Source organism: Pararhodobacter sp. (genome assembly GCF_036802785.1).
GTDB lineage: Bacteria > Pseudomonadota > Alphaproteobacteria > Rhodobacterales > Rhodobacteraceae > Pararhodobacter.
On record NZ_DAIRVN010000002.1, the window covers coordinates 133,224 to 152,606 of the forward strand.

Genomic DNA, 19,383 nt, shown 5'->3' on the forward strand with positions numbered 1-19,383 from the left:
GGTTTCCAAAAGCCGGGCCATCCGGCTGTCAACTCATTTCCACCGACCGGCCTGTCGCCGCGTCCCTGCAGGGCCCCTGATGACCGGCATCGACTATCCCCTGATCGTGACGCGGCGGACCATTCTGTCGCCCGGCATGGTGCGGATAAGCCTGATGCCGCAGGCCGACCGCCGCCTGACCAGCTCAGGCTTTTCGGACGAATTCCTGCGGCTGCGGCTGACTGAAGGGGCGGAAGCGGGCGGTACGCCCGTTACCGTCAGCCTGCGCCGTTTCGATCCGGTCAGCGGTGCGGTGGACATCGATATCGTCATACGCGCGCAGGGGCGACTGTCGCAATGGGCGCAGGGCGTGCAGCCCGGCGCGCGCGTGATGGCGGGCGCCCCGGCCGGGCTTTATGCGCCGTCCCGCGAACAGCATTGGCAGGTTCTTGCCGCAGATGCCGCCGGGCTGCCCGCGCTGGCCCGGATCCTTGAAGACAGCCCGCCCACGACCGACACAAGGGTCTTCGTCGAAGTGGCCGACCGCAACCATATCCTGCCCTTGCCCGCCCATCCGCGCAGTCAGGTCAGCTGGCTTGTCGCCGGGAACGGGTGCAGCCCCGGAAAGCTGGCAGAAACGCTGACGGATCTGCCGCTGCCCGCTGGCAAAGGCTTTGTCTGGGTTGCCGGGGAACAGAAGGCCGTGCGCACGATCCGGCGCCATCTGCGCGGCACGCTGGGCCTGCCCGCGAGCGGCTATGCCTGCGTTGCCTACTGGATCGACCGGGCCGAGGCCTGGCAGGAAGCATACCGCGCGCTGGATACGCAGACGCTGTCGCACATGGAAGCCGTCTGGGGATCGGAACGTGATGCTGAATCGATCCGCGATGAGGTCGATGCCTTGCTCGATGCGCGGGGGCTGTGATGACCCGCGCGCGGCACCGGACCGGCCCCGCCGCTGGAATGCTGGCGCTTGTTGTGGCCTTCGCCGCCAGCCTGTCGCTGGGCGACCGCGCGATTCCGCTGACCGAGGTGGCGCGGGCCCTGTGGTCTTCGGATGGCAGCGCGGCGCATCTGATCGTGCAGAGCATCCGGTTGCCGCGCAGCCTGATGGCTGTCGAAATCGGCGCCGCACTGGGTGTCGCAGGCGCGCTGATGCAGGCGATGACGCGTAATCCGCTGGCCGATCCGGGGTTGCTGGGTATCAATGCCGGGGCCGGGCTTTTCGTGCTGATCGCGGTCAGCCTGCTTGGGGTCGGCTCGCTTCAGGGGCTGATCTGGTTCGCCCTGCTCGGGGCGCTGGCGGGATCCGCCGCCACCTGGGGTATCGCGGCGGCAGGCGGGCGCGCGGCCAGCCCGGTGACGCTGACCCTCGCGGGTATCGCCGTGGGGGCCGTACTGACCGGGCTTGCCACCGCGCTGGCGCTCATGGATCCCGAGGCCTTTGACCGCCTTCGCCACTGGAGCGCGGGCTCACTGGGCGGGGCGCGGATGCAGAATGTGGCCACCGCCTTGCCCTTCATCGCGTCGGGCCTTGTCCTTGCTGCGCTCTGCGCCCGGCCGCTGGACGCGCTGGCGATGGGTGATGACCTGGCCGTGGCGCTGGGGGCGCGGATCGGTCTGCTGCGCACGCTGGTTATTCTGGCGGTGACCCTGCTTGCCGGGGCGGCGACGGCAGTGGCGGGCCCGGTGGCTTTCATCGGACTCATGGCGCCGCATGTGGTGCGCTGGTGGACCGGGCCTGACCAGCGCCGGATCCTTGCCGGGTCAGCGCTGGTGGCACCCGTGCTGGTACTGAGCGCCGATGTGCTGGGCCGGCTGGTGCTGACCACAGGCGAAGTGCCGGTGTCCATCGTCACCGCCTTTCTGGGCGCGCCGCTGCTGATCGCCCTTGCCCGGCGGCGCGGAATGCTTGCACCATGAGCGCGGCACCCTTTGTTCTGCGCACGCCGGGCGGGTGGCTGGCGCTGCGGATCGGCCGCCGCGCGCTGCTCGTCGGGGTCATTCTGACCGTGCTGGCCATGGGCTCGGCGCTGGCCGCGCTGATGCTGGGTGATTTTCCGGTCTCGGCAAGCGACCTGTTTCGCAGCCTGACCGGCAACGGCGAAGGGCCGGTGCGCATGGTCATCCTTGAGTGGCGGCTGCCGCGCGCGGTGATGGCGCTGCTGGTCGGCGCGGCGCTGGGTGTTTCGGGCGCACTGTTCCAGTCGCTGACCCGCAATCCTCTGGGCAGCCCCGACGTGATCGGCCTCAATGCGGGCGCCTATAGCGGCGCGCTGATCGTGACGGTGCTGTTCGCGGGCGGCAGCCTCGCCGCGACGGCGGGTGCGGTGGCGGGCGGACTGATCACCGCGGCGCTGGTCTATGCGCTGGCCTGGCGCGACGGGGTGCAGGGCTTCCGGCTGGTGCTGGTGGGGATCGGCATCAGCGCCATGGCGACCGCGCTCAACACCTGGCTGTTGATGAACGCGCAGCTTGAGGTGGCGATGGGGGCGGCGATCTGGGGTGCGGGCAGCCTGAACGGCGTGACGCTTGACGCGCTGGGACCGTTCATCGCGCTCCTGCCGGTACTGCTGGTGCTGGCCGCGCTGCTGGCCCGGCCGATGCGCCAGCTTGAAACCGGCGATGATCTGGCCCGCGCGCATGGCATTGCGGTGGAGCCGTTGCGCATGGGTCTGGTGGCTTTGGGTGTGGCACTGTCGGCGCTGGCCACTGCCGCCGCCGGGCCGATCGCCTTTGTGGCACTGGCCGCGCCGCAGATCGGCCGCCGCCTGACCGGCAGTCCCGGCACCGCGCTGATCCCCGCCGCGCTGACCGGGGCGCTGCTGCTGGCGCTGGCCGACCTCATCGCGGCGCATGCGCTGGCGCCCCGGCAGTTGGCGGTGGGCACCGTAACTTTGGTGCTGGGCGGGCTCTATCTGTTGTGGCTTATCCGACGCGAGGCGAGGCTGGCATGAGTGCAGCAACAACCCGACCGGCCCCGGCCCGACTTCAGGTGCAGGGTGCAACGTTGGCCTATGACCGGCGCGTGGTGTCGCGTGATCTGTCGGTGGCGATCCCCGATGGCAGTTTTACCGCCATCGTCGGTCCCAATGCCTGCGGCAAGTCCACCCTTTTGCGGGCATTGGCGCGCATCCTGCCGCCAAAGGCCGGGAGCGTGTCGCTGGACGGCATGTCACTGGACCGGATCCCGGCGCGCGAACTGGCGCGCGCCATCGGGCTGCTGCCCCAGAACCCGCTGGCGCCCGAGGGAATCACCGTGGAAGATCTGGTCGCACGCGGGCGCTATCCGCATCAGAGCCTGCTCAGGCAATGGACCCGCGCCGATGCCGCAGCGGTCGCGCGCGCCCTGCACGCCACACGCATCGAATCGCTGTGCGGTCGGCGGGTGTCCGACCTGTCGGGCGGCCAGCGCCAGCGCGTCTGGATCGCCATGGTTCTTGCGCAGGAAACACCGATCCTGCTGCTGGACGAGCCGACCACCTGGCTCGACATTGCCCATCAGGTCGAGGTGATGGAACTGCTGGCGCGGCAGGTGCGCGATGAGGGGCGCACCATCGTCGCGGTTCTGCATGAGCTGAATCACGCTTTCCGCTATGCGACGCATGTGGTGGCGATGCGCGATGGCCGGGTGGTGGCGCAGGGGGCACCCCGCGATATCGTCACGGCCGGACTGATTGAAACCCTCTACGATCTGCCCTGCGTGATCGCGCCCGATCCGCTGACCGGCACGCCGATGGTCATCCCCCGGCCTGCCACCTGATCTTTGCCCCGGAAAGCGAGCCCCGCCTGTGCACCCATTCAACACTCTTGCCGCCGCCCTGCTGTCACTGGTTGTCGCGCTGCCGGTGCGGGCGGAATTTCCGGTCACCCTGCCGCATGCCTTCGGCGAAACGACGATTCCCGCGATGCCCGGACGTGTCATCACCCTGGGCTGGATCGCCCAGGACGTGGTGCTGGCCCTTGGGCTGGTGCCGCTGGCCGTGCCCCGGCAGGATTGGGGCGGCGATGCGAACGGCCTGATGCCCTGGGTCGGCGCCGCGATCGAGGCACAGGGCGGGGCACTGCCGCTTCGTTTCGACGATTCCTTCCTGCCCTACGAAACCTTTCTGATGCTGCAACCGGACCTGATCCTTGCGCCCTACAGCGGGCTGCGCGCGCCTGATTACATGCGTCTGTCGCAGATCGCGCCGACGCTGGGCTGGCGTGACGCACCCTGGACCGGGGACTGGCAGGAAATCACCCGCCTTGTCGGCCGCGCGCTGGGGCGCGAGGCCGAGGCCGACGTGCTCGTGACGCAGACAGGGGCCTATCTGGCGGACATCGCTGTCCGTCATCCGGAATTCAGCGGCGTGACCTTTGCCATCGGCTCGGGCGATCCGGCCGCCGGTTCGGTCGGCATCCACCGCGCCGCCGACCCGCGTGTGCAATTGCTTGAACAGCTGGGCCTGACCCTTGCACCCTCGGTCCGTGCGCTGCCCGGCGACGGGTTCTATACGCAGGTCGGTTTCGAGGCGCTGGGACGGCTGGATGCCGACCTGTTCATCCTGTGGCAATCGGGCGAGGATGAGCTTGCGGCGCTGCTCGATCACCCGGTGTTCGCGGCCTTCGGGCCGGTGGCGCGCGGATGCCTCGTGCCTCTGGTGGACCGCACCTTCGTGATGGCGACCTCGGCACCATCGCCGCTGTCGATCCCCTGGGCGCTTGATCTGCTGGTCCCGATGCTGGCGGCGGCGCTCGACGGCGACGCCGGTTGCCATTAGCGCCGTGCCAGACCCGCCAGCGCGACGACAAGAAGCGCTGCGACTGCACCAAAGGTTGTGACGCCCGCCGCGGTATAGAGGTAGACTGCGGCCACCGGGCCCACGACGTACCCCGCAGTGGTCGCGGCAGACATCAGCCCGGCGGCCTCCGACTGACGCTCCGGGGTAACCTGCAAGGAAAGCGCCGCTTGCGTGGCAGGCACAAACAGACCGAACCCGAAACCCAGCGCAGCCTGACAGGCGGCCATGGTGACAAAATCCGGCGCCAGCAGCAGCCCGCTCGCACCCAGAGCGGCAAGACCCAGCCCGATGATCACCTGAAGCCGCCCGCGCAGAAGCTGCCGCGCGGCAACAGCCAGTCCAGCGATGGTGGCCGCCGTCGCCACGATGCCCAGAACCGAAACAAGCCCGATCGTCTGCGCGGTATCCAGCGACAGCCGGTCCTGAACGTGGAACGGCAGCACCGCCTGTACCATCGCCGAGCCGGTCACCGCAGCGAACACCAGCGCCAGAAACAGTGCAAGCGGCGGGTTCAGCAGCCGCCCTGCCGCGGCTGCGGCAGAGGATGCCGCGGCGACGGGGGACGTGGAAGAAGACTGCAGGCGCAGCCCCAGCATCGCAACGCAGGCCCCGAATGCGGCCACGACAACCAGCGGGCCGGTCGGCCCCAGCAATCCGACCGACGGAAGCACGACGATTCCCCCGGCCACCGACCCCAACGCGAACGCGGCGGCGGGCAGGGTCATGGCGCGAGAGCGCATCTCGACGCTGGACGCGCGCGCCACCAGCCCGGCTGCTGCCGGCAGGCCGCCGCTGCCCAGCAGGCCATAGACGATCCGCGCGCAAAGCACCGCAGCAAAGACGCTTCCCGCCGCCATCGCGCCCGCGCGCCCGGCCGTCAGCGCCGCTGCGATCAGGGCCAGCGAGACAGCGCTGCTGAAGATCGCCAGCGCAAAGATCCGCTGCTGCCCTCTCCGGTCGGCCAAGCGGCCCCAGACCGGCGCAGCAACGACAGCGGCCAGCGCGGCACAGGCATGGATGACGCCGACCTGCGTGTCACGGATGCCAATCTCACGCGCGAGGGGCGCCAGTACGGCGATGAGCACGGCATTGCCCATCGACAGGCTGGCCAGCCCGGCCACCATCACCGCACGGTCGCGCCGGGACAGGCCGCTGACGGGCGCCGCCTTGATCTGCTGGCCGGGTTGCAGGGTGGGGGAAACGACACTCGGGGCGCGAGATGACATGACAGAAAACCTGCTATCCAAGTGGGGGAGGAACGCGGGGCACGGCGCCACCCCTTCCGGCTTCTGGCACCCGTTCCGCCGAAGGTCAACCGATGCGGAAGCGCCAGCAAACGGCGCGCTTCCGGCACTGCCGTTGGCCGGTCAGGCGGGCTTTGCTGGTTGGCGCTGGCGGCGGGGCAGGCCGGTCAGGGGATGTTTTTCAAGTGCTGACATAAACAGCGTCATCTGGCGCGTCGCGGGCCAGCGGGCGCGCGTTGCTGCGGCCAGTGGCATCGGCGCGCCCAGACCAAACGGCAAGGTCTTGAAGCGCTGAAGGAATGCATCCGTCCTGGAATAGCCGTTGCTGACAATCCCGATTGTATCGGTCGCGCTGACGATCTCGGTCACCATCGGGAAATTCTCAAGGATATGAAGCTGGCGCATCGACGACACGCTGAGCGGGTTCACCAGCCCGAGGATGCGCTCGATATAGGGGCCCTGAAGGTCTGGCACGATGATCGGATAGGCGGCGATGTCTTCGTTGCGCAGGTCTTTGCGGCCGACCAGCGGGTGATCCTGGCGCACGAACAGATTGGCCACCAGATCAGGCAGGGGATGGCAGTTGAAATCGGCGACGGCTTCAAGCCGGTCGCGCGCGCCAAAGCAGATATCGACGTCGCCCTGACGCAGCTGCTCGATCCCTCTTTCGATGGTCGAGGCGAACAGATGCACACGGCATGCCGGGCTTGTGGTGATGAAGCGGCGCACGGCGCGGTTCAGAAGCCCCTCCAGCGACGAGGGGCAGATGACCAGCCGCAGTGCCATTTCGCGCGATGTCCGTTGCGCCCGCGAATCTTCGATCAACTGCTCGATATCCGCAGTGATCCGCCGGGCACGGTCAATGAAGATGCGCCCGGCATCGGTGGTCGCCACGCCACGCGCCCGGCGGTCAAACAGCGGATAGCCGATCTCACGCTCGACATCGGCAACGCTCTTGGTCACCGCCGATTGAGTCACATTCATCATCTGCGCGGCCTGTGTGATCGAACCACACCGGTCAACATTGACGACATGGCGTAATTTCACGAGATTCATGCGGCATTCCATGCAGGAATATGATGGGAGAATATTGCATTGGTTTTATGTCATTCGCAATGCAATAAATCTGAAAGAGGATCCATTCCAGACGGAGAAACCAATGCGCCGGGCATCGAAAAACAGCGCTGTTGTCGCCGGGGTGGGCATGATCCCGTTTGCAAAACCGGGTGCGTCAGACAACTATGACATGATGGGCGCGCGGGCTTTGCGGCTGGCGCTGGAAGATGCCGCGCTGGATTACGGCGATATCGCGCAGGCCTATGTTGGCTATGTCTATGGCGATTCAACCTGCGGGCAGAAGGCGCTCTACCGCGTCGGCATGACCGGCATTCCGGTTGTGAATGTCAACAACAACTGCTCCACCGGCTCCAGCGCGCTGTTCCTGGCACGGCAGGCGATTGAAAGTGGTGCTGCGGATTGCGTGCTGGCGCTGGGGTTCGAGCAGATGCGCCCCGGCGCGCTTGGCTCGATATTTGAGGACCGGCCAAGCCCGTTCGACGCTTTCGATGCCGAATGCGAGGCGCTGGTGGGAAATGCACAGGTGCCGCTGGCGCTGCGCTATTTCGGCGGCGCGGGGCTGGAGCACATGAAGAAGTACGGCACCCGGCTGGAAGATTTCGCCGCCGTTCGCGCCAAGGCCAGCCGCCACGCCACCAACAACCCGCTGGCGCTGTTTCGTACCGAGATCAGCGCCGGGCAGGTCATGGCCTCGCCCGAGATATGGCCCGGCGTCATGCACCGGCTGATGGCCTGCCCGCCCACCTGCGGCGCGGCGGCGGCGGTGCTGGTGTCGGAGGGGTTTGCCGCGCGGCACGGTCTGGATACCCGCGTGCGCATTGCGGCCCAGGCGATGACCACCGATTTTGAGAGCACATTCGCCAGCCACGACATGATGCGTCTGGTGGGCTATGACATGACGGCCGCAGCGGCGCGCCAGGTCTATGAAGCGGCCGGGATCGGGGCCGGGGATGTCGATGTTGTCGAGCTGCACGACTGTTTCGCGCAAAACGAGCTGATCACCTATGAGGCGCTTGGGCTCTGTGCCGAGGGCGGCGCGCAGCAGTTCATTGCCGATGGCGACAATACCTATGGCGGCAAGGTCGTGACCAACCCCTCTGGCGGGCTTCTGTCCAAGGGCCATCCGCTGGGGGCAACCGGGCTGGCGCAGTGCTATGAACTGACGCACCAGTTGCGCGGTACCGCCGATGCACGGCAGGTGGAAGGGGCGCGGCTGGCGTTGCAACACAATCTGGGGCTTGGCGGCGCCTGTGTGGTGACGCTTTACGAGGCCGGCTGACACCGGCAGCGGGCAGAACAAATCAACGAGGGAGGAACCGTGATGTCAGGCATTGCGCCCAATCCGCGCGGGCTTTTTGACCGCTCGACGGTGGGGCAGACAACCGAACCTGTTGCGTTCGAGGTTGAGGCGGGGCGCGTTTCCTTTTTCGCCGATGTTCTGGGCGAGACCGGAGCGATCCATCATGACCGCGCGGCGGCGCGTGCGGCGGGGCATCCGGATGTTGTCGCACCCCCGACATTTGCCATGGTGGTCGATCTGGAGGCAGGGCGTGCGCTGGAGCGACAGGGCCACAAATCGCTGCTCACGCTGATCGGCTGCGACTTCACGCGCCTTCTGCACGGTGAGGAGCGCTACGACTATTCGGGCCTGATCTATGCCGGCGACTGTCTGAGCATCGAAACCGAAGTTGCCGGATTCGAGGACAAGAAGGGCGGCGCGCTGGAGCTGGCCCATCTGCGCGCGCGCATCAGCCATCCGGAACGCGGCGTTCTGGTGACCATCACGCGCAGTGTCGTGCACAGGCTGGGATGAGGGAGGGAATGATGAGCAAACGGACATTTGCCGACGCCGCGCCGGGCGACACGCTGCCAGGCATCACCTTCGGGCCGATCTCCCGCCAGATGCTGGCGCTTTATGCCGGGGCCTCAGGCGACCACAATCCGGTGCATATCGACCTCGATTTCGCGCGGGGGGCCGGGCTGGACGATGTTTTCGTGCATGGCATGCTGTCGATGGGGGTGCTGGCACGGGTGGTCACCGACTGGGCAGGCATCGGGCGCCTTGTCAGCCTCTCAAACCGCTTCATGGCCATTACCCCGGTGGGCGCACAACTGACCTGTTCGGGCACCATCAGCGAACGTTTCGAGGTTGATGGCGTCGCGCATCTGCGCGTGGCGCTCAGCGCGGAAATCACCGCCCCTGACGGGCGCACCGCGCGCAGTCTGGTCGGTGAAGCCGTGATACGGGCGGATTGATCATGCGCGATTCCTTTCTCAACCACGACTGGATCACCGACGAACACCGCGCCTATGGCGACAGTATCCGCCGGTTTCTGTCTGATGAATTCCAGCCCAACCGCGCCGCCTGGACTGCGGCAGGCGTGGTGGATCGCGGCTTCTGGATCAAGGCCGGGGCCATGGGCATTCTTGGTGCCTCCGCCCCTGAGGAATGGGGCGGGCAGGGGCTTTCGCGCAGTTTCGATCTGGTGACCTTTCTGGAACAGGCGCGCATTGCCGATACCGGCTGGGGCATTTCGGTGCACAATATCGTGCTGCATTACATCGTTGCGCTGGCGACCCCCGACCAGAAGGCCCGTTGGCTGCCCCGGCTGTGTTCAGGCGAATGGGTCGGAGCGATTGCGATGACCGAGCCGGGCACCGGCTCGGACCTGCAGGCGGTGCGCACCACGGCGCGCGCCGATGGCAATGAATATGTGCTCAACGGCTCCAAGACCTTCATCACCAATGGCCAGAACGCGGGTTTCGTGATCGTCGTCGCCAAGACTGACCCGGCGGCCGGGGCGCGGGGCATTTCGCTGATCGCACTGGAAACCGAAGGGGCCGAGGGGTTCCAGCGGGGCCGCAACCTGGAAAAGCTGGGAATGAAGCGGCAGGACACCTCCGAGCTGTTCTTTGACGAGGTGCGGGTGCCGCGCGCCAATCTGATCGGTGATGAAGAGGGCAAGGGCTTTGGCCAGCTCATGATCCAGCTGCCATGGGAGCGGCTGATGCTGTCCTACATGGCGCTGGGGGCCGCGCGCTGCGCCTATGAGGACACGCTGCGCCATACCCGCGCGCGCCGCGCCTTTGGCCAGCGGATCATGGATTTCCAGAACACGCGTTTCAAGCTGGCCGAGGTCAAGACCGAGATCGAGCTTCTGGCCGCGTTCCTCGACCGGCTGATGGCCGAGCTGGAGGCAGGAACCCTGACCGCCGAACGCGCCGCCATGGCGAAATGGTGGAGTACCGAGATGCAGGGCCGCACGGTCGACACCTGCCTGCAGCTCCACGGCGGCTACGGCTACATGAGCGAATATCGCATCAGCGAACTTTACGCCGATGCAAGGGTGCAGCGCATCTATGGCGGCACCAATGAGATCATGCGCGAAATCGTCGCGCGGTCGATCGACCGTGACGAAATCTGAAAACACGACGAGGGATTCATGGGGAAACTGACGGGAAAAGCGGCCTATGTCACCGGCTCGGGCCGGGGGATCGGACGGGCGGTAGCGCTGAAACTGGCGTCGGAAGGTGCCAGCCTGGTGATCAACGATCTGGACAGCGAGCCAGCCGAGGCCGTGATGGCCGAGATCCGGGCTGCGGGCGGGCAGGCCATCGCCGTGCCGGGCAGCGTGACCGGCGAAGGTTTTGCCGAGCGCTTCATCAGTGCCGGGATCGAAGCCTTTGGCGGGGTTGATATCATCGTCAACAACGCGGGTTACACCTGGGATGCGATGATCGGCAAGATGACCGACCAGCAGTTCGATGCAATCATGGATGTCCATGTCAAGGCGCCGTTCCGCATCCTTCGCGCCGCCAGCGGCTTCATCCGTGAAGCCAGCGGCGCCGAGGCTGCCGAGGGGCGCGAGGTGTTCCGCAAGGTTGTCAACATCTCGTCGATCGCCGGCACCGGCGGTAACGCCGGTCAGGCGAACTATTCGACTGCCAAGTCCGCGATCCATGGCCTGACCAAAACACTGGCGAAGGAATGGGGCCGCATGAAGGTCAACGTCAACTGCGTGGCCTTTGGCATGATCGAAACGCGCCTGACCGAGGTGAGCGACAAAAAGAAGGAGATCGAGGTCGAAGGCACGAAAATCGCCGTCGGAATCTTGCCGAAGGTGGCCAGCGGCATGAGCGCGATGATCCCGCTGGGACGTGCCGGAACACCGGCTGAGGCGGCCAATGGCGTGTATCTCTTTTGCGCGCCTGAATCCGACTACATCAGCGGCCAGATTGTCATCGTCGGCGGGGGGCTGACGATCTGATGGAGCATTCCGTCAAGGGGGGAAGTCGATGCAGATAACCGATGCGATGCAGCTTTTGCTGATCGGTGTGGCGCAGGGCTGCGGCTATGCCCTTGTGGCGCTGGGGTTCGTGTTCATTTACCGCGCGACCGAGATCGTCAATTTCGCGCATGGCGAACTGATGATGCTGGGGGCCTTCGCGGTTCTGACCTTCGCCGAGATCTGGGGCATGGGCTTCTGGCTTGGCGCTGCCCTTGGCGTTCTGTCACTGGGGATCTTTGGCTATCTGCTTGATGCTGCGGTCATGCGCCGCGTGATCGGTGAGTCCCAGTCCAGCATCTTCATCCTGACAGTCGCGCTCGGGGTGATGCTCAAGGCGCTGGCAGGGATGATCTGGGGCTACATGCCACGGGTTCTCAACTCCCCGTTTCAAAGCAATATCGACCTTGGGGTGATAACCATCAACTCCAGCCGGATTGCGATCATCGTCGGCACCGTGCTGATCTGCGCCGCGCTTTACTTTTTCCTCAGCCGGACCCGGCTGGGGCTGGCGATACAGGCGGCATCGCAGAACCAGCTGGCCGCCTATTACAGCCGCATCCCGGTGAAACGGCTGGTGTCGATGATCTGGGCGATCGGCGCGATGGTGGCGGCGGTGGCCGGGGTGCTGATGGCGCCGGTGACGCAGGTTGATACCGAGATCACCGTGTTCGGCATCAAGGCGCTGGCCGGTGCGGTGGTGGGGGGCTTCGGCTCCATCCCAGGGGCGCTTCTGGGCTGCCTTCTGATCGGTATCGCAGAGCCCTTTCTGGATTATGCCTATCCGCCGCTGCAGGGCGTCTATGCCTATATCATCATGCTGGTGGTCCTGTTCATACGCCCCGAGGGGCTGATCCCGCAAACCTTCCGCAAGAAGGTCTGACGCCATGCGCATCCTGTTCAAGACCAGCTACGACTTTGACATCAACCACCTTGTTGACCCGGGCGAACGGGTTCGCGTGCTTTTGCTGATCGTGCTGGCGCTGGCCGCGCCGCTGTTCGTGTCGGCCTATGGCCTGTCGGAGCTGTCACTTTTCCTGTGCTATGCGCTGGCGGGGCTGGGGCTGATGGTTCTGACCGGGTTTTCGGGGCAGGTCTCGTTCGGGCATGCTGCCTTTCTGGGGGTGGGGGCCTATGCCCATGCCTACCTGCTGGGGCACGGCATTCCGTTCTTCGTTGCGCTGCCACTTGCGGGCCTGATTTCCGGGCTTCTGGGTGCGGCGCTGGGGCGGGCGGCCAGCAGGATGCATGGTTTCTATCTGGCGATTGCCACGCTGGCCTTTGCCATTCTGGTTGAAACCGTGATCGGCGCGGCGGAACCCATCACCGGCGGGCATATCGGCATGTCGGTTCCGGGGATCGAGATCTTCGGCCAGTCGCTGGCGGCCTCATGGCAACATTATTACCTGTATCTGGCGATTCTGCTGTTCTTTGTCTGGGGCGTGGCCAACCTCAAACGGTCGGTCAATGGCCGGGCGATGATCGCGGTGCGCGATTCCGAGACCTCGGCGCAAAGCCTGGGTGTGGATATCGCGCGCACCAAGATCACCGCCTTCTTCGTCAGTGCCTTCATCACCGGCGTCGCCGGCGGGCTTCTGGCGCATCAGCTTTACTACCTGTCGCCGGAAACCTTTGGTCTGGGGGAATCGCTCAAGCTGTTGCTGATGATCGTGGTGGGTGGTCTGGGCACGATCAGTGGCGCGCTGATCGGGGCGGTGTTTGTGTCATTCCTGCCCAATGTCATCGAGCTGCTGCGCGAGGTTCTGCCCGGCCGTGTGGCGCATCAGGTGGGGCTGGAGCCCTTCATGTTCGGCGCGATCATCGTGGGCTTCATCATTTTTGAGCCTGACGGGCTTTACGGGCGCTGGCGCAAGTTCCGCCTCTTCCTTGAAACCTACCCCTATTACAAGCGCGCCACCTTCACCCGGCAGAAACGATACCTCAAGACGGGACGGTTCAGATGAGCACTCTGGCGGTAGACGGCATCTCGGTGGCCTTTGGTGGCCTGAAGGCACTGGCGGATGTCTCTTTTCATGTCGAAGCGGGCGAGATCTTTGCGATCATCGGGCCGAATGGCGCCGGCAAGAGCACGATCTTCAACGCGATCAGCCGGATCTATCCGGTTCAGGGTGGGTCCATCCGCTTTCAGGACCGCGACCTTCTGACGCTCAGGCCGCATCAGGTGGTGCAAAGCGGCATTGCCCGGACGTTTCAGAACATCGAGCTGTTCGAAAAGGCGACCGTGTTGCAGAACCTCCTGGTGGGCTGCCATGCGCGCCTGCCGCGTAACCTTCTGGCCGAGTTCTTCTTTCTGCCCTCGGTGCGCAAAACCGAACTGACGGCGCGCCGCAAGGTCGAGGAGATCCTTGATCTGCTGGACATGCAGCATCTGCGCGGCGAACTGATCGCCGATCTGCCCTACGGCGCGCGCAAGAATGTCGAACTGGCCCGCGCCCTGTGTGCCGAGCCACGGTTGCTGATGCTGGATGAACCTGCCTCCGGGCTGAACCCCGAAGAGACGATCGACATGTCTTTCTGGCTGAAGGACATCAGGGCAGAGCTGGGGGTCACCATTCTGATGGTCGAGCATGACATGGGCCTTGTCGGACGCACTGCCGACCGGGTTCTCGCGCTGGCGAACGGGATGGTTCTGGCGCAGGGCAGCGTCGCCGAAGTGCAGGCCGATCCGAAGGTGCAGACGGCCTATCTGGGGGATGCGGAATGAGCGATATCCTGCTGGAAACCCGCAATCTGGAAACCTTTTACGGGCCGATCATGGCCATCTCCGGGATCAGTCTGGTGGTGCGCGAGGGAAGTATCGTGACCGTACTGGGCGCCAATGGCGCGGGCAAGACAACGCTGATGAAAACCATCTCGGGCGCAGTCGACTGCAAGAAGGGCAAGGTGCTGTTCCGTGGCGCCGAGATCCAGAATCTTGCGCCCGATGTGGTAGCTGGTTTCGGGATCGGCCACGTCCCCGAAGGGCGCGAGGTCTTTCCCTTCATGACGGTGATGGAAAACCTGCGCGTGGGCGCCTGGGGCCGCAAAGACCACGATGCGGTGGCCCGCGACATCGAACAGGTCTTTGCCTATTTCCCCGATCTGTCAGCCAAACGCGAGGGGATGGCGGGCTTTCTGTCGGGCGGGCAGCAGCAGATGCTGGCCATTGGCCGGGCCTTCATGGGGCGCCCGGCGCTGATGATCCTTGATGAGCCTTCGCTTGGCCTGTCGCCGCTGCTGACGCGGACGATCTTTCAGATCGTGCGGCGTATCAACCGCGAGCAGGGGGTGACGGTGCTGCTGGTGGAGCAAAACGCCAATGCCGCCCTGCAGGTCGCCGATCATGGCTATGTGCTGGAGCTGGGCCGCGTGGCGATGGAGGGGCCCAGTTCCGAGCTGATTGAAAGCGAGGACATCAAGGAATTCTACCTTGGCAAGGCCGAAGCCGGAGTGCGTGGCGAAAAGCGCTGGAAAAAGCGCAAGACCTGGAGATGAGCATGGTGGATCTTGCGGTCAATGACGCGGTGGTGACGATCGACGGGCAAGAAACGCTTGCCCAGCTCATGCGTCTGCGCGTGGCGCAATGGGGCGACCGGATTGCGATGCGCGAAAAGGCTTTCGGCATCTGGCAGGATTACCGCTGGCGTGATTTCGACCACCACGCGCGCCGCATCGCGGGCGGGCTGATGGCGCTGGGTCTGAAGCGCGGTGATGTGGTGGCGGTGCTTTCGGAAACCAACAAGGAATGGGTGTTTGCCGATATGGGAATCCATATCGCGGGCGGGGTCTGCTGCGGCATTTATCCGACCTACACCCCCGGCCAGCTGGAATACACGCTGAACGATTCAGCCGCGCGTTTCCTATTTGTCGAGAATGAAGAGCAGCTCGACAAGTATCTTGCCGTCCACACGGCGCTGCCCGCTGTCGAAAAGATTTTTGTGTTTGACTGGAAGGGCCTGCGCGACTTTTCGGACCCCAGGGTAGAGGCCCTGTCGCATCTTTGCGACCGGGGGGCGCAGTTTGTCGCTTCCCATCCCGATGCGCTGGAGGCGGCAATCGATCAGGGCAAGAGCGGCGATACGGCGGTGCTGATCTATACGTCCGGCACCACCGGCAGCCCCAAGGGGGCCTGCGTGCCCCATAGCTACCTGCTGTACCAGATGGGCGCCGCGCCAGACCCGCTGCCCATCGGACCGGACGACGAGATGCTGACCTATCTGCCGCTGTGCCATGCCGCCGAGCGGATGATTTCGCTGTGCATGTCGCTGGGACATGGGCAAAAGCTGAACTTCGCCGAAAGCTCGGAAACGGTGTTCCAGAACATTCAGGAGCTGTCGCCCACGGTTCTGTTCGCGGTGCCGCGGATCTGGGAGAAATTCTATTCCCGCGTCACCACGCTGATGTCAGAAGCCACCTGGGCGGGGCGTGCCGGGTACCGGGTGGCGCTGCGCATCGGCGAGAAGCGCGCCGAATGCCTGATCGCCGGGCGGCGCCCCACGGCGGGGCTGGCGGCGGCGTACTGGCTGGCCGACCGCTTTGTGCTGCGCAATCTCAAGCAGTTGCTGGGGCTTGACCGGGCGCGCCTGCTTCTGTCAGGCGCCGCCCCTATCTCGGCTGATCTGATCCGCTGGTACATGGCCCTTGGCCTGCCGATTGCCGAGGTTTACGGCCAGACTGAAACCGGCATCGTCACCGCTATCCGCAAGGGCACCTTCCGGCCGGGCACCGTCGGCCACCCGCTGCCCGGCGTCGAGATCCGGCTGAGCGCGCAGGGCGAGATCATGGTGCGAACTCCGGGCGGCTTCAGCGGGTATCTCAACCTCCCCGACGCCACCGCCCAAGCCCTTGTCGATGGCTGGATCAGCACCGGCGATGTCGGCGAGATCGACGGGGATGGCGCGCTGCGTATCACCGACCGGCTCAAGGACATCATCATCACCGCAGGCGGCAAGAACATCACGCCTTCGCAGATCGAGAACCAGCTCAAGTTCTCTCCCTATATATCGGATGCCACGGTGATCGGCGACCAGCGCAAGTATCTGACCTGTCTGGTCATGATCGACCGGGACAATGTCGAGCATTTCGCACAGACCCGCTCGATTCCCTTCACCGATTACCGCTCGCTTTGCGCCCGCCCCGAGGTGGTTGCGCTGATCGAGGCCGAGATCGCGCGCACCAATGCCCATTTCTCGCCCGTCGAGCAGATCAAGCAGTTTCGCCTGATCAACGTGATGCTGAGCCCGGAGGACGAGGAACTGACACCAACCATGAAGCTCAAGCGCGGCTTTGTGGCGCGGAAATACGCAGCGCTGATCGACCAGATGTACTAGCGGGAATGTCCCGCAGACATCGCCAACGGAGGAGGAGGAAGACATGAAAAACAAACTCATCGGCGCCGCAGCGCTGGGACTGTTGCTGGCGACATCGGCCACGGGGCAAACCCGTGGCGTGACGGCGAACAGCATCATCATCGGCTCGCATACCGATCTGTCGGGCCCGCTGGCCAGTTGGGGCGTGCCCGCAACCAACGGCGCACGCATGCGCATTGACGCGGTCAATGCAGCCGGCGGCATTCATGGCAGGCAGATCGATTTCCGCGTTGAGGACACGCAGTATCAGGTTCCGCTGACAGTGCGCGCGACAAACCGTCTGGTGCAGCGGGACAACATTTTTGCCATGATCCTTGGCGCGGGCACAGCGCAAAGCATGGCCTCGATGGAGATCACCGACCGCGAAGGCATTCCCAATGTCTTCCCGCTGACTGCCGCGCGGTCGATGGCCCATCCGATCCACCCGCTGCATGTGTCATATTTCGTCAGCTATCAGGATCAGGCCGTCGGCGCGCTGCGTCATTTCCATGAAAGCGAGGGCATCTCGTCGGTCTGCCTGCAGACCCAGTCCAGCGAATATGGTGAGGAGGTCACCGAGGGTGTGCGCGGGGCCGCCGAGGAGCTGGGCATCGAGATCAAGATGATCGGCACCCACCGAACCACTGAAACCGAATTCGCGGGCGTGGCCACCGCCATCCGCAATGCCGATTGCGACATGGTCTATCTGGGCACCACAGGCCGCGACACGATCGGGCTGTATACCACCTTGCGTCAGCTGGGCTACAGCGGGCCGATGGCGGGCAACATGGTGTCCTATCTGCCGGTGGTCGCCCAGGCGGCGGGCGGCGCGATGGAGGGGCTTTATGTGGTCAGCCCAGTTTCGAATGCCGATTTCGCGGATGGTGATCCGTTCCGCGCCGAGTTTCTGACCGCTTACCGCTCGGCATTCGGTGATGAGCCGACGGTGCAGGCGCAGGTGGGTTATGCCTCGGCCGATCTGCTGGTTATGGCACTGGAAGCAGCCGGGCCGGATCTGACGGCTGAGGGGCTGATGGCGGCAATCGAGGAAATCCGCGATTATCAGGACCCGTTCGGCGGGCCGCAGATCAGCTTCGGGGCAGAGAAGCGTTTCGGCGGTGACAGCCTGATCCTGCTTCAGGTGCAGAACTCGGCCTGGGTTCAGCTTCAGGAAAACCTGCCTTTCTGAGGGCGATCTGCCCGAAAGCGCGCGCGAAGCCACATCGCCAACCCGTGGCTTCGCGTCACCACCTGTCAGAAGGGATTGCCCATGGATCACCGGACCGGCATTGACGCCGATGGTATTGCAACTGTCACGCTGGCACGACCTGAAAGGCTCAACGCGCTGAGCTTTGAGGGCTTCTCGGCGCTGGCCGACACATTCGAGGCCCTGGCAGAGGACAGGGCGGTCCGGGCAATTGTGCTGACCGGCGCGGGCCGGGCGTTTTGCGCGGGTGCCGATCTCGGGTCGCTGGCCGCGCATTTTGGCAGCGGTGCCAGTGGCGGCATCGATACAGAGCGGATGCGCGGCCACTTCGATATCAGTGTGAACCGCCTGCTGCGCGCGATGGCGCGATCACCCAAGCCGATTGTCTGCGCGGTCAATGGCATCGCCTCTGGCGGGGGGGTAGGGCTGGCGCTGGCGGGGGATGTGGTGCTGGCCGGGCATTCGGCGGCGTTTCATCTGCCCTTTGCCGCGCGGCTGGGGATTATTCCTGACGCAGGGGCAAGCTGGCTGGTTACCCGCGCCATTGGCCGTGGCCGTGCCCTTGCGGCGATGCTGAGCGCCGAGAAGATCTCTGCCAGCACCGCGCTGGAATGGGGTCTGGTCTGGGGTGTTGAGGCCGATGCTGACCTGATGCCCGCCGCCTTGCGCCTTGCCCGCCAGCTTGCGGCGCTGCCCGCTGCCATCACCCGCAGACTGCGCGAGACGGTTGATTGTGCGATGACCCAGTCGCTGGATGCCCATCTTGAACATGAACGCGAGCAAAACGCGTATCTGGTCGATACCGCCGATTTTGTCGAAGGGGTGAGGGCTTTCATGGACAAACGCGAGCCGGATTTCAGCGCGCACCGGGCCGGAGACTGACGATTGACCGGAGCGCCTGCTCTTATCGCTCTCCAAGGTACTGCAGTGGTCTGGTAACGCGCAATGCGCTGACTTATTGTGTGCCCATGACAATGCCAAGCGACAAACAGATTGCCGACCTCGCCGCCGCTCTGGATAGCTTTGCGCGGCGTTTCAAGCTGACCGAAGCCGCCTCTGAAAAGCCGCTTGCCGAGATCGACAAGCAGATCCTGCTTTACGTCGAAACGCACCCCGGTTGCGGGCCCACGGATGTGGCGCGTTTTCTCGGTGTGCCGACAACGACCATTTCTTCGGCAACGGACCGTCTGGCAAAGCGCGGGCTGCTCGCGCGGGATCGTCCGGAGGACAATCGGCGCGCCGTCGCGCTCAGGCTCACGGATGCCGGCGAGTCCTATGTCGCTGCCACCAAACAGGCATATATGGCGATGTTCAAGTCCATGCTTGAACCGCTTTCACCTGGGGAACGCGAAAGCCTTGTAGCGATGATGACGAAAATTGCATCAAACGATGGTTGAATAGTGCGAATATCGTAGTATCTTGTGCGCAGGGCTGATATGGTTCTCATGAACGCGCAGG

At 64.9% G+C, this 19,383-nt stretch carries 20 protein-coding genes; 18 read left to right on the forward strand and 2 right to left on the reverse strand.

Going from position 1 to position 19,383, the window contains the following annotated elements; translation table 11 throughout:
• Positions 1-79 precede the first annotated feature (79 nt).
• Genes V7Q53_RS01610 through V7Q53_RS01630 form a run of 5 tightly spaced genes read left to right on the forward strand, consistent with a single transcriptional unit; the run spans position 80 to position 4,742 of the window.
• Positions 80-904 carry a siderophore-interacting protein gene (locus tag V7Q53_RS01610; protein WP_333826617.1) on the forward strand — a complete coding sequence of 275 codons (825 nt, stop codon included), beginning with the start codon at positions 80-82 and terminating at the stop codon, positions 902-904.
• Positions 904-1,902, forward strand: coding sequence for a FecCD family ABC transporter permease (locus V7Q53_RS01615; RefSeq protein WP_333826618.1), 999 nt, complete (start codon positions 904-906; stop codon positions 1,900-1,902). The genes V7Q53_RS01610 and V7Q53_RS01615 overlap by 1 nt, the downstream gene beginning before the upstream one ends.
• Positions 1,899-2,936, forward strand: a complete 1,038-nt coding sequence (locus tag V7Q53_RS01620) for a FecCD family ABC transporter permease (protein ID WP_333826619.1) — start codon at positions 1,899-1,901, stop codon at positions 2,934-2,936. The genes V7Q53_RS01615 and V7Q53_RS01620 overlap by 4 nt, the downstream gene beginning before the upstream one ends.
• Positions 2,933-3,742: an ABC transporter ATP-binding protein gene (locus V7Q53_RS01625; protein ID WP_333826620.1), complete on the forward strand. Its 810-nt coding sequence runs from the start codon at positions 2,933-2,935 to the stop codon at positions 3,740-3,742. Before V7Q53_RS01620 ends, V7Q53_RS01625 begins: the two co-directional genes overlap by 4 nt.
• A gap of 28 nt (positions 3,743-3,770) precedes the next feature.
• Complete coding sequence (locus V7Q53_RS01630; protein ID WP_333826621.1) at positions 3,771-4,742, forward strand: ABC transporter substrate-binding protein; 972 nt, start codon at positions 3,771-3,773, stop codon at positions 4,740-4,742.
• Here V7Q53_RS01630 and V7Q53_RS01635 read toward each other — a convergent pair.
• Both V7Q53_RS01635 and V7Q53_RS01640 read right to left on the reverse strand, forming a co-directional pair.
• Positions 4,739-5,989: an MFS transporter gene (locus tag V7Q53_RS01635; protein WP_333826622.1), complete on the reverse strand. Its 1,251-nt coding sequence runs from the start codon at positions 5,987-5,989 to the stop codon at positions 4,739-4,741. The two genes, V7Q53_RS01630 and V7Q53_RS01635, sit on opposite strands and share 4 nt — an antisense overlap.
• 141 nt (positions 5,990-6,130) lie before the next feature.
• A complete protein-coding gene (locus V7Q53_RS01640; protein ID WP_333826623.1) occupies positions 6,131-7,063 on the reverse strand; it encodes a LysR family transcriptional regulator in 933 nt (310 codons plus the stop codon).
• Between the two features lie 103 nt (positions 7,064-7,166).
• Between V7Q53_RS01640 and V7Q53_RS01645 the strand changes: the two genes are divergently transcribed.
• The 13 genes from V7Q53_RS01645 (at position 7,167) to V7Q53_RS01705 (ending at position 19,322) form a co-directional block, all read left to right on the forward strand.
• Positions 7,167-8,363, forward strand: coding sequence for a lipid-transfer protein (locus V7Q53_RS01645; protein ID WP_333826624.1), 1,197 nt, complete (start codon positions 7,167-7,169; stop codon positions 8,361-8,363).
• 42 nt (positions 8,364-8,405) lie between these two features.
• Positions 8,406-8,897 (forward strand): FAS1-like dehydratase domain-containing protein, encoded by a 492-nt coding sequence (locus tag V7Q53_RS01650; protein WP_333826625.1) that lies wholly within the window; start codon positions 8,406-8,408, stop codon positions 8,895-8,897.
• 11 nt (positions 8,898-8,908) lie between these two features.
• Positions 8,909-9,340, forward strand: a complete 432-nt coding sequence (locus tag V7Q53_RS01655; RefSeq protein ID WP_333826626.1) for a MaoC/PaaZ C-terminal domain-containing protein — start codon at positions 8,909-8,911, stop codon at positions 9,338-9,340.
• Positions 9,341-9,342: 2 nt separating this feature from the next.
• Positions 9,343-10,509, forward strand: a complete 1,167-nt coding sequence (locus tag V7Q53_RS01660) for an acyl-CoA dehydrogenase family protein (protein ID WP_333826627.1) — start codon at positions 9,343-9,345, stop codon at positions 10,507-10,509.
• 18 nt (positions 10,510-10,527) lie between these two features.
• On the forward strand, positions 10,528-11,352 hold the full coding sequence (locus V7Q53_RS01665) for an SDR family NAD(P)-dependent oxidoreductase (RefSeq protein WP_333826628.1): 825 nt from the start codon (positions 10,528-10,530) through the stop codon (positions 11,350-11,352).
• Between the two features lie 28 nt (positions 11,353-11,380).
• Complete coding sequence (locus V7Q53_RS01670; protein WP_333826629.1) at positions 11,381-12,253, forward strand: branched-chain amino acid ABC transporter permease; 873 nt, start codon at positions 11,381-11,383, stop codon at positions 12,251-12,253.
• 4 nt (positions 12,254-12,257) lie between these two features.
• Positions 12,258-13,334 carry a branched-chain amino acid ABC transporter permease gene (locus tag V7Q53_RS01675; RefSeq protein ID WP_333826630.1) on the forward strand — a complete coding sequence of 359 codons (1,077 nt, stop codon included), beginning with the start codon at positions 12,258-12,260 and terminating at the stop codon, positions 13,332-13,334.
• Positions 13,331-14,095: an ABC transporter ATP-binding protein gene (locus tag V7Q53_RS01680; protein ID WP_333826631.1), complete on the forward strand. Its 765-nt coding sequence runs from the start codon at positions 13,331-13,333 to the stop codon at positions 14,093-14,095. Before V7Q53_RS01675 ends, V7Q53_RS01680 begins: the two co-directional genes overlap by 4 nt.
• Entirely contained in the window at positions 14,092-14,865 is a 774-nt protein-coding gene (locus V7Q53_RS01685; RefSeq protein WP_333826632.1) for an ABC transporter ATP-binding protein, read from the forward strand. The genes V7Q53_RS01680 and V7Q53_RS01685 overlap by 4 nt, the downstream gene beginning before the upstream one ends.
• Before the next feature lie 2 nt (positions 14,866-14,867).
• Positions 14,868-16,700 carry an AMP-dependent synthetase/ligase gene (locus tag V7Q53_RS01690; protein ID WP_333826633.1) on the forward strand — a complete coding sequence of 611 codons (1,833 nt, stop codon included), beginning with the start codon at positions 14,868-14,870 and terminating at the stop codon, positions 16,698-16,700.
• Positions 16,701-16,743: 43 nt separating this feature from the next.
• Positions 16,744-17,907 (forward strand): ABC transporter substrate-binding protein, encoded by a 1,164-nt coding sequence (locus tag V7Q53_RS01695; protein WP_333826634.1) that lies wholly within the window; start codon positions 16,744-16,746, stop codon positions 17,905-17,907.
• Between the two features lie 81 nt (positions 17,908-17,988).
• Positions 17,989-18,807 carry an enoyl-CoA hydratase-related protein gene (locus tag V7Q53_RS01700; RefSeq protein WP_333826635.1) on the forward strand — a complete coding sequence of 273 codons (819 nt, stop codon included), beginning with the start codon at positions 17,989-17,991 and terminating at the stop codon, positions 18,805-18,807.
• A gap of 92 nt (positions 18,808-18,899) precedes the next feature.
• The gene (locus tag V7Q53_RS01705; protein WP_333826636.1) at positions 18,900-19,322 is read left to right on the forward strand and encodes a MarR family winged helix-turn-helix transcriptional regulator; all 423 of its coding nucleotides are present in this window, start codon (positions 18,900-18,902) and stop codon (positions 19,320-19,322) included.
• The last annotated feature ends 61 nt before the right edge of the window (positions 19,323-19,383 follow it).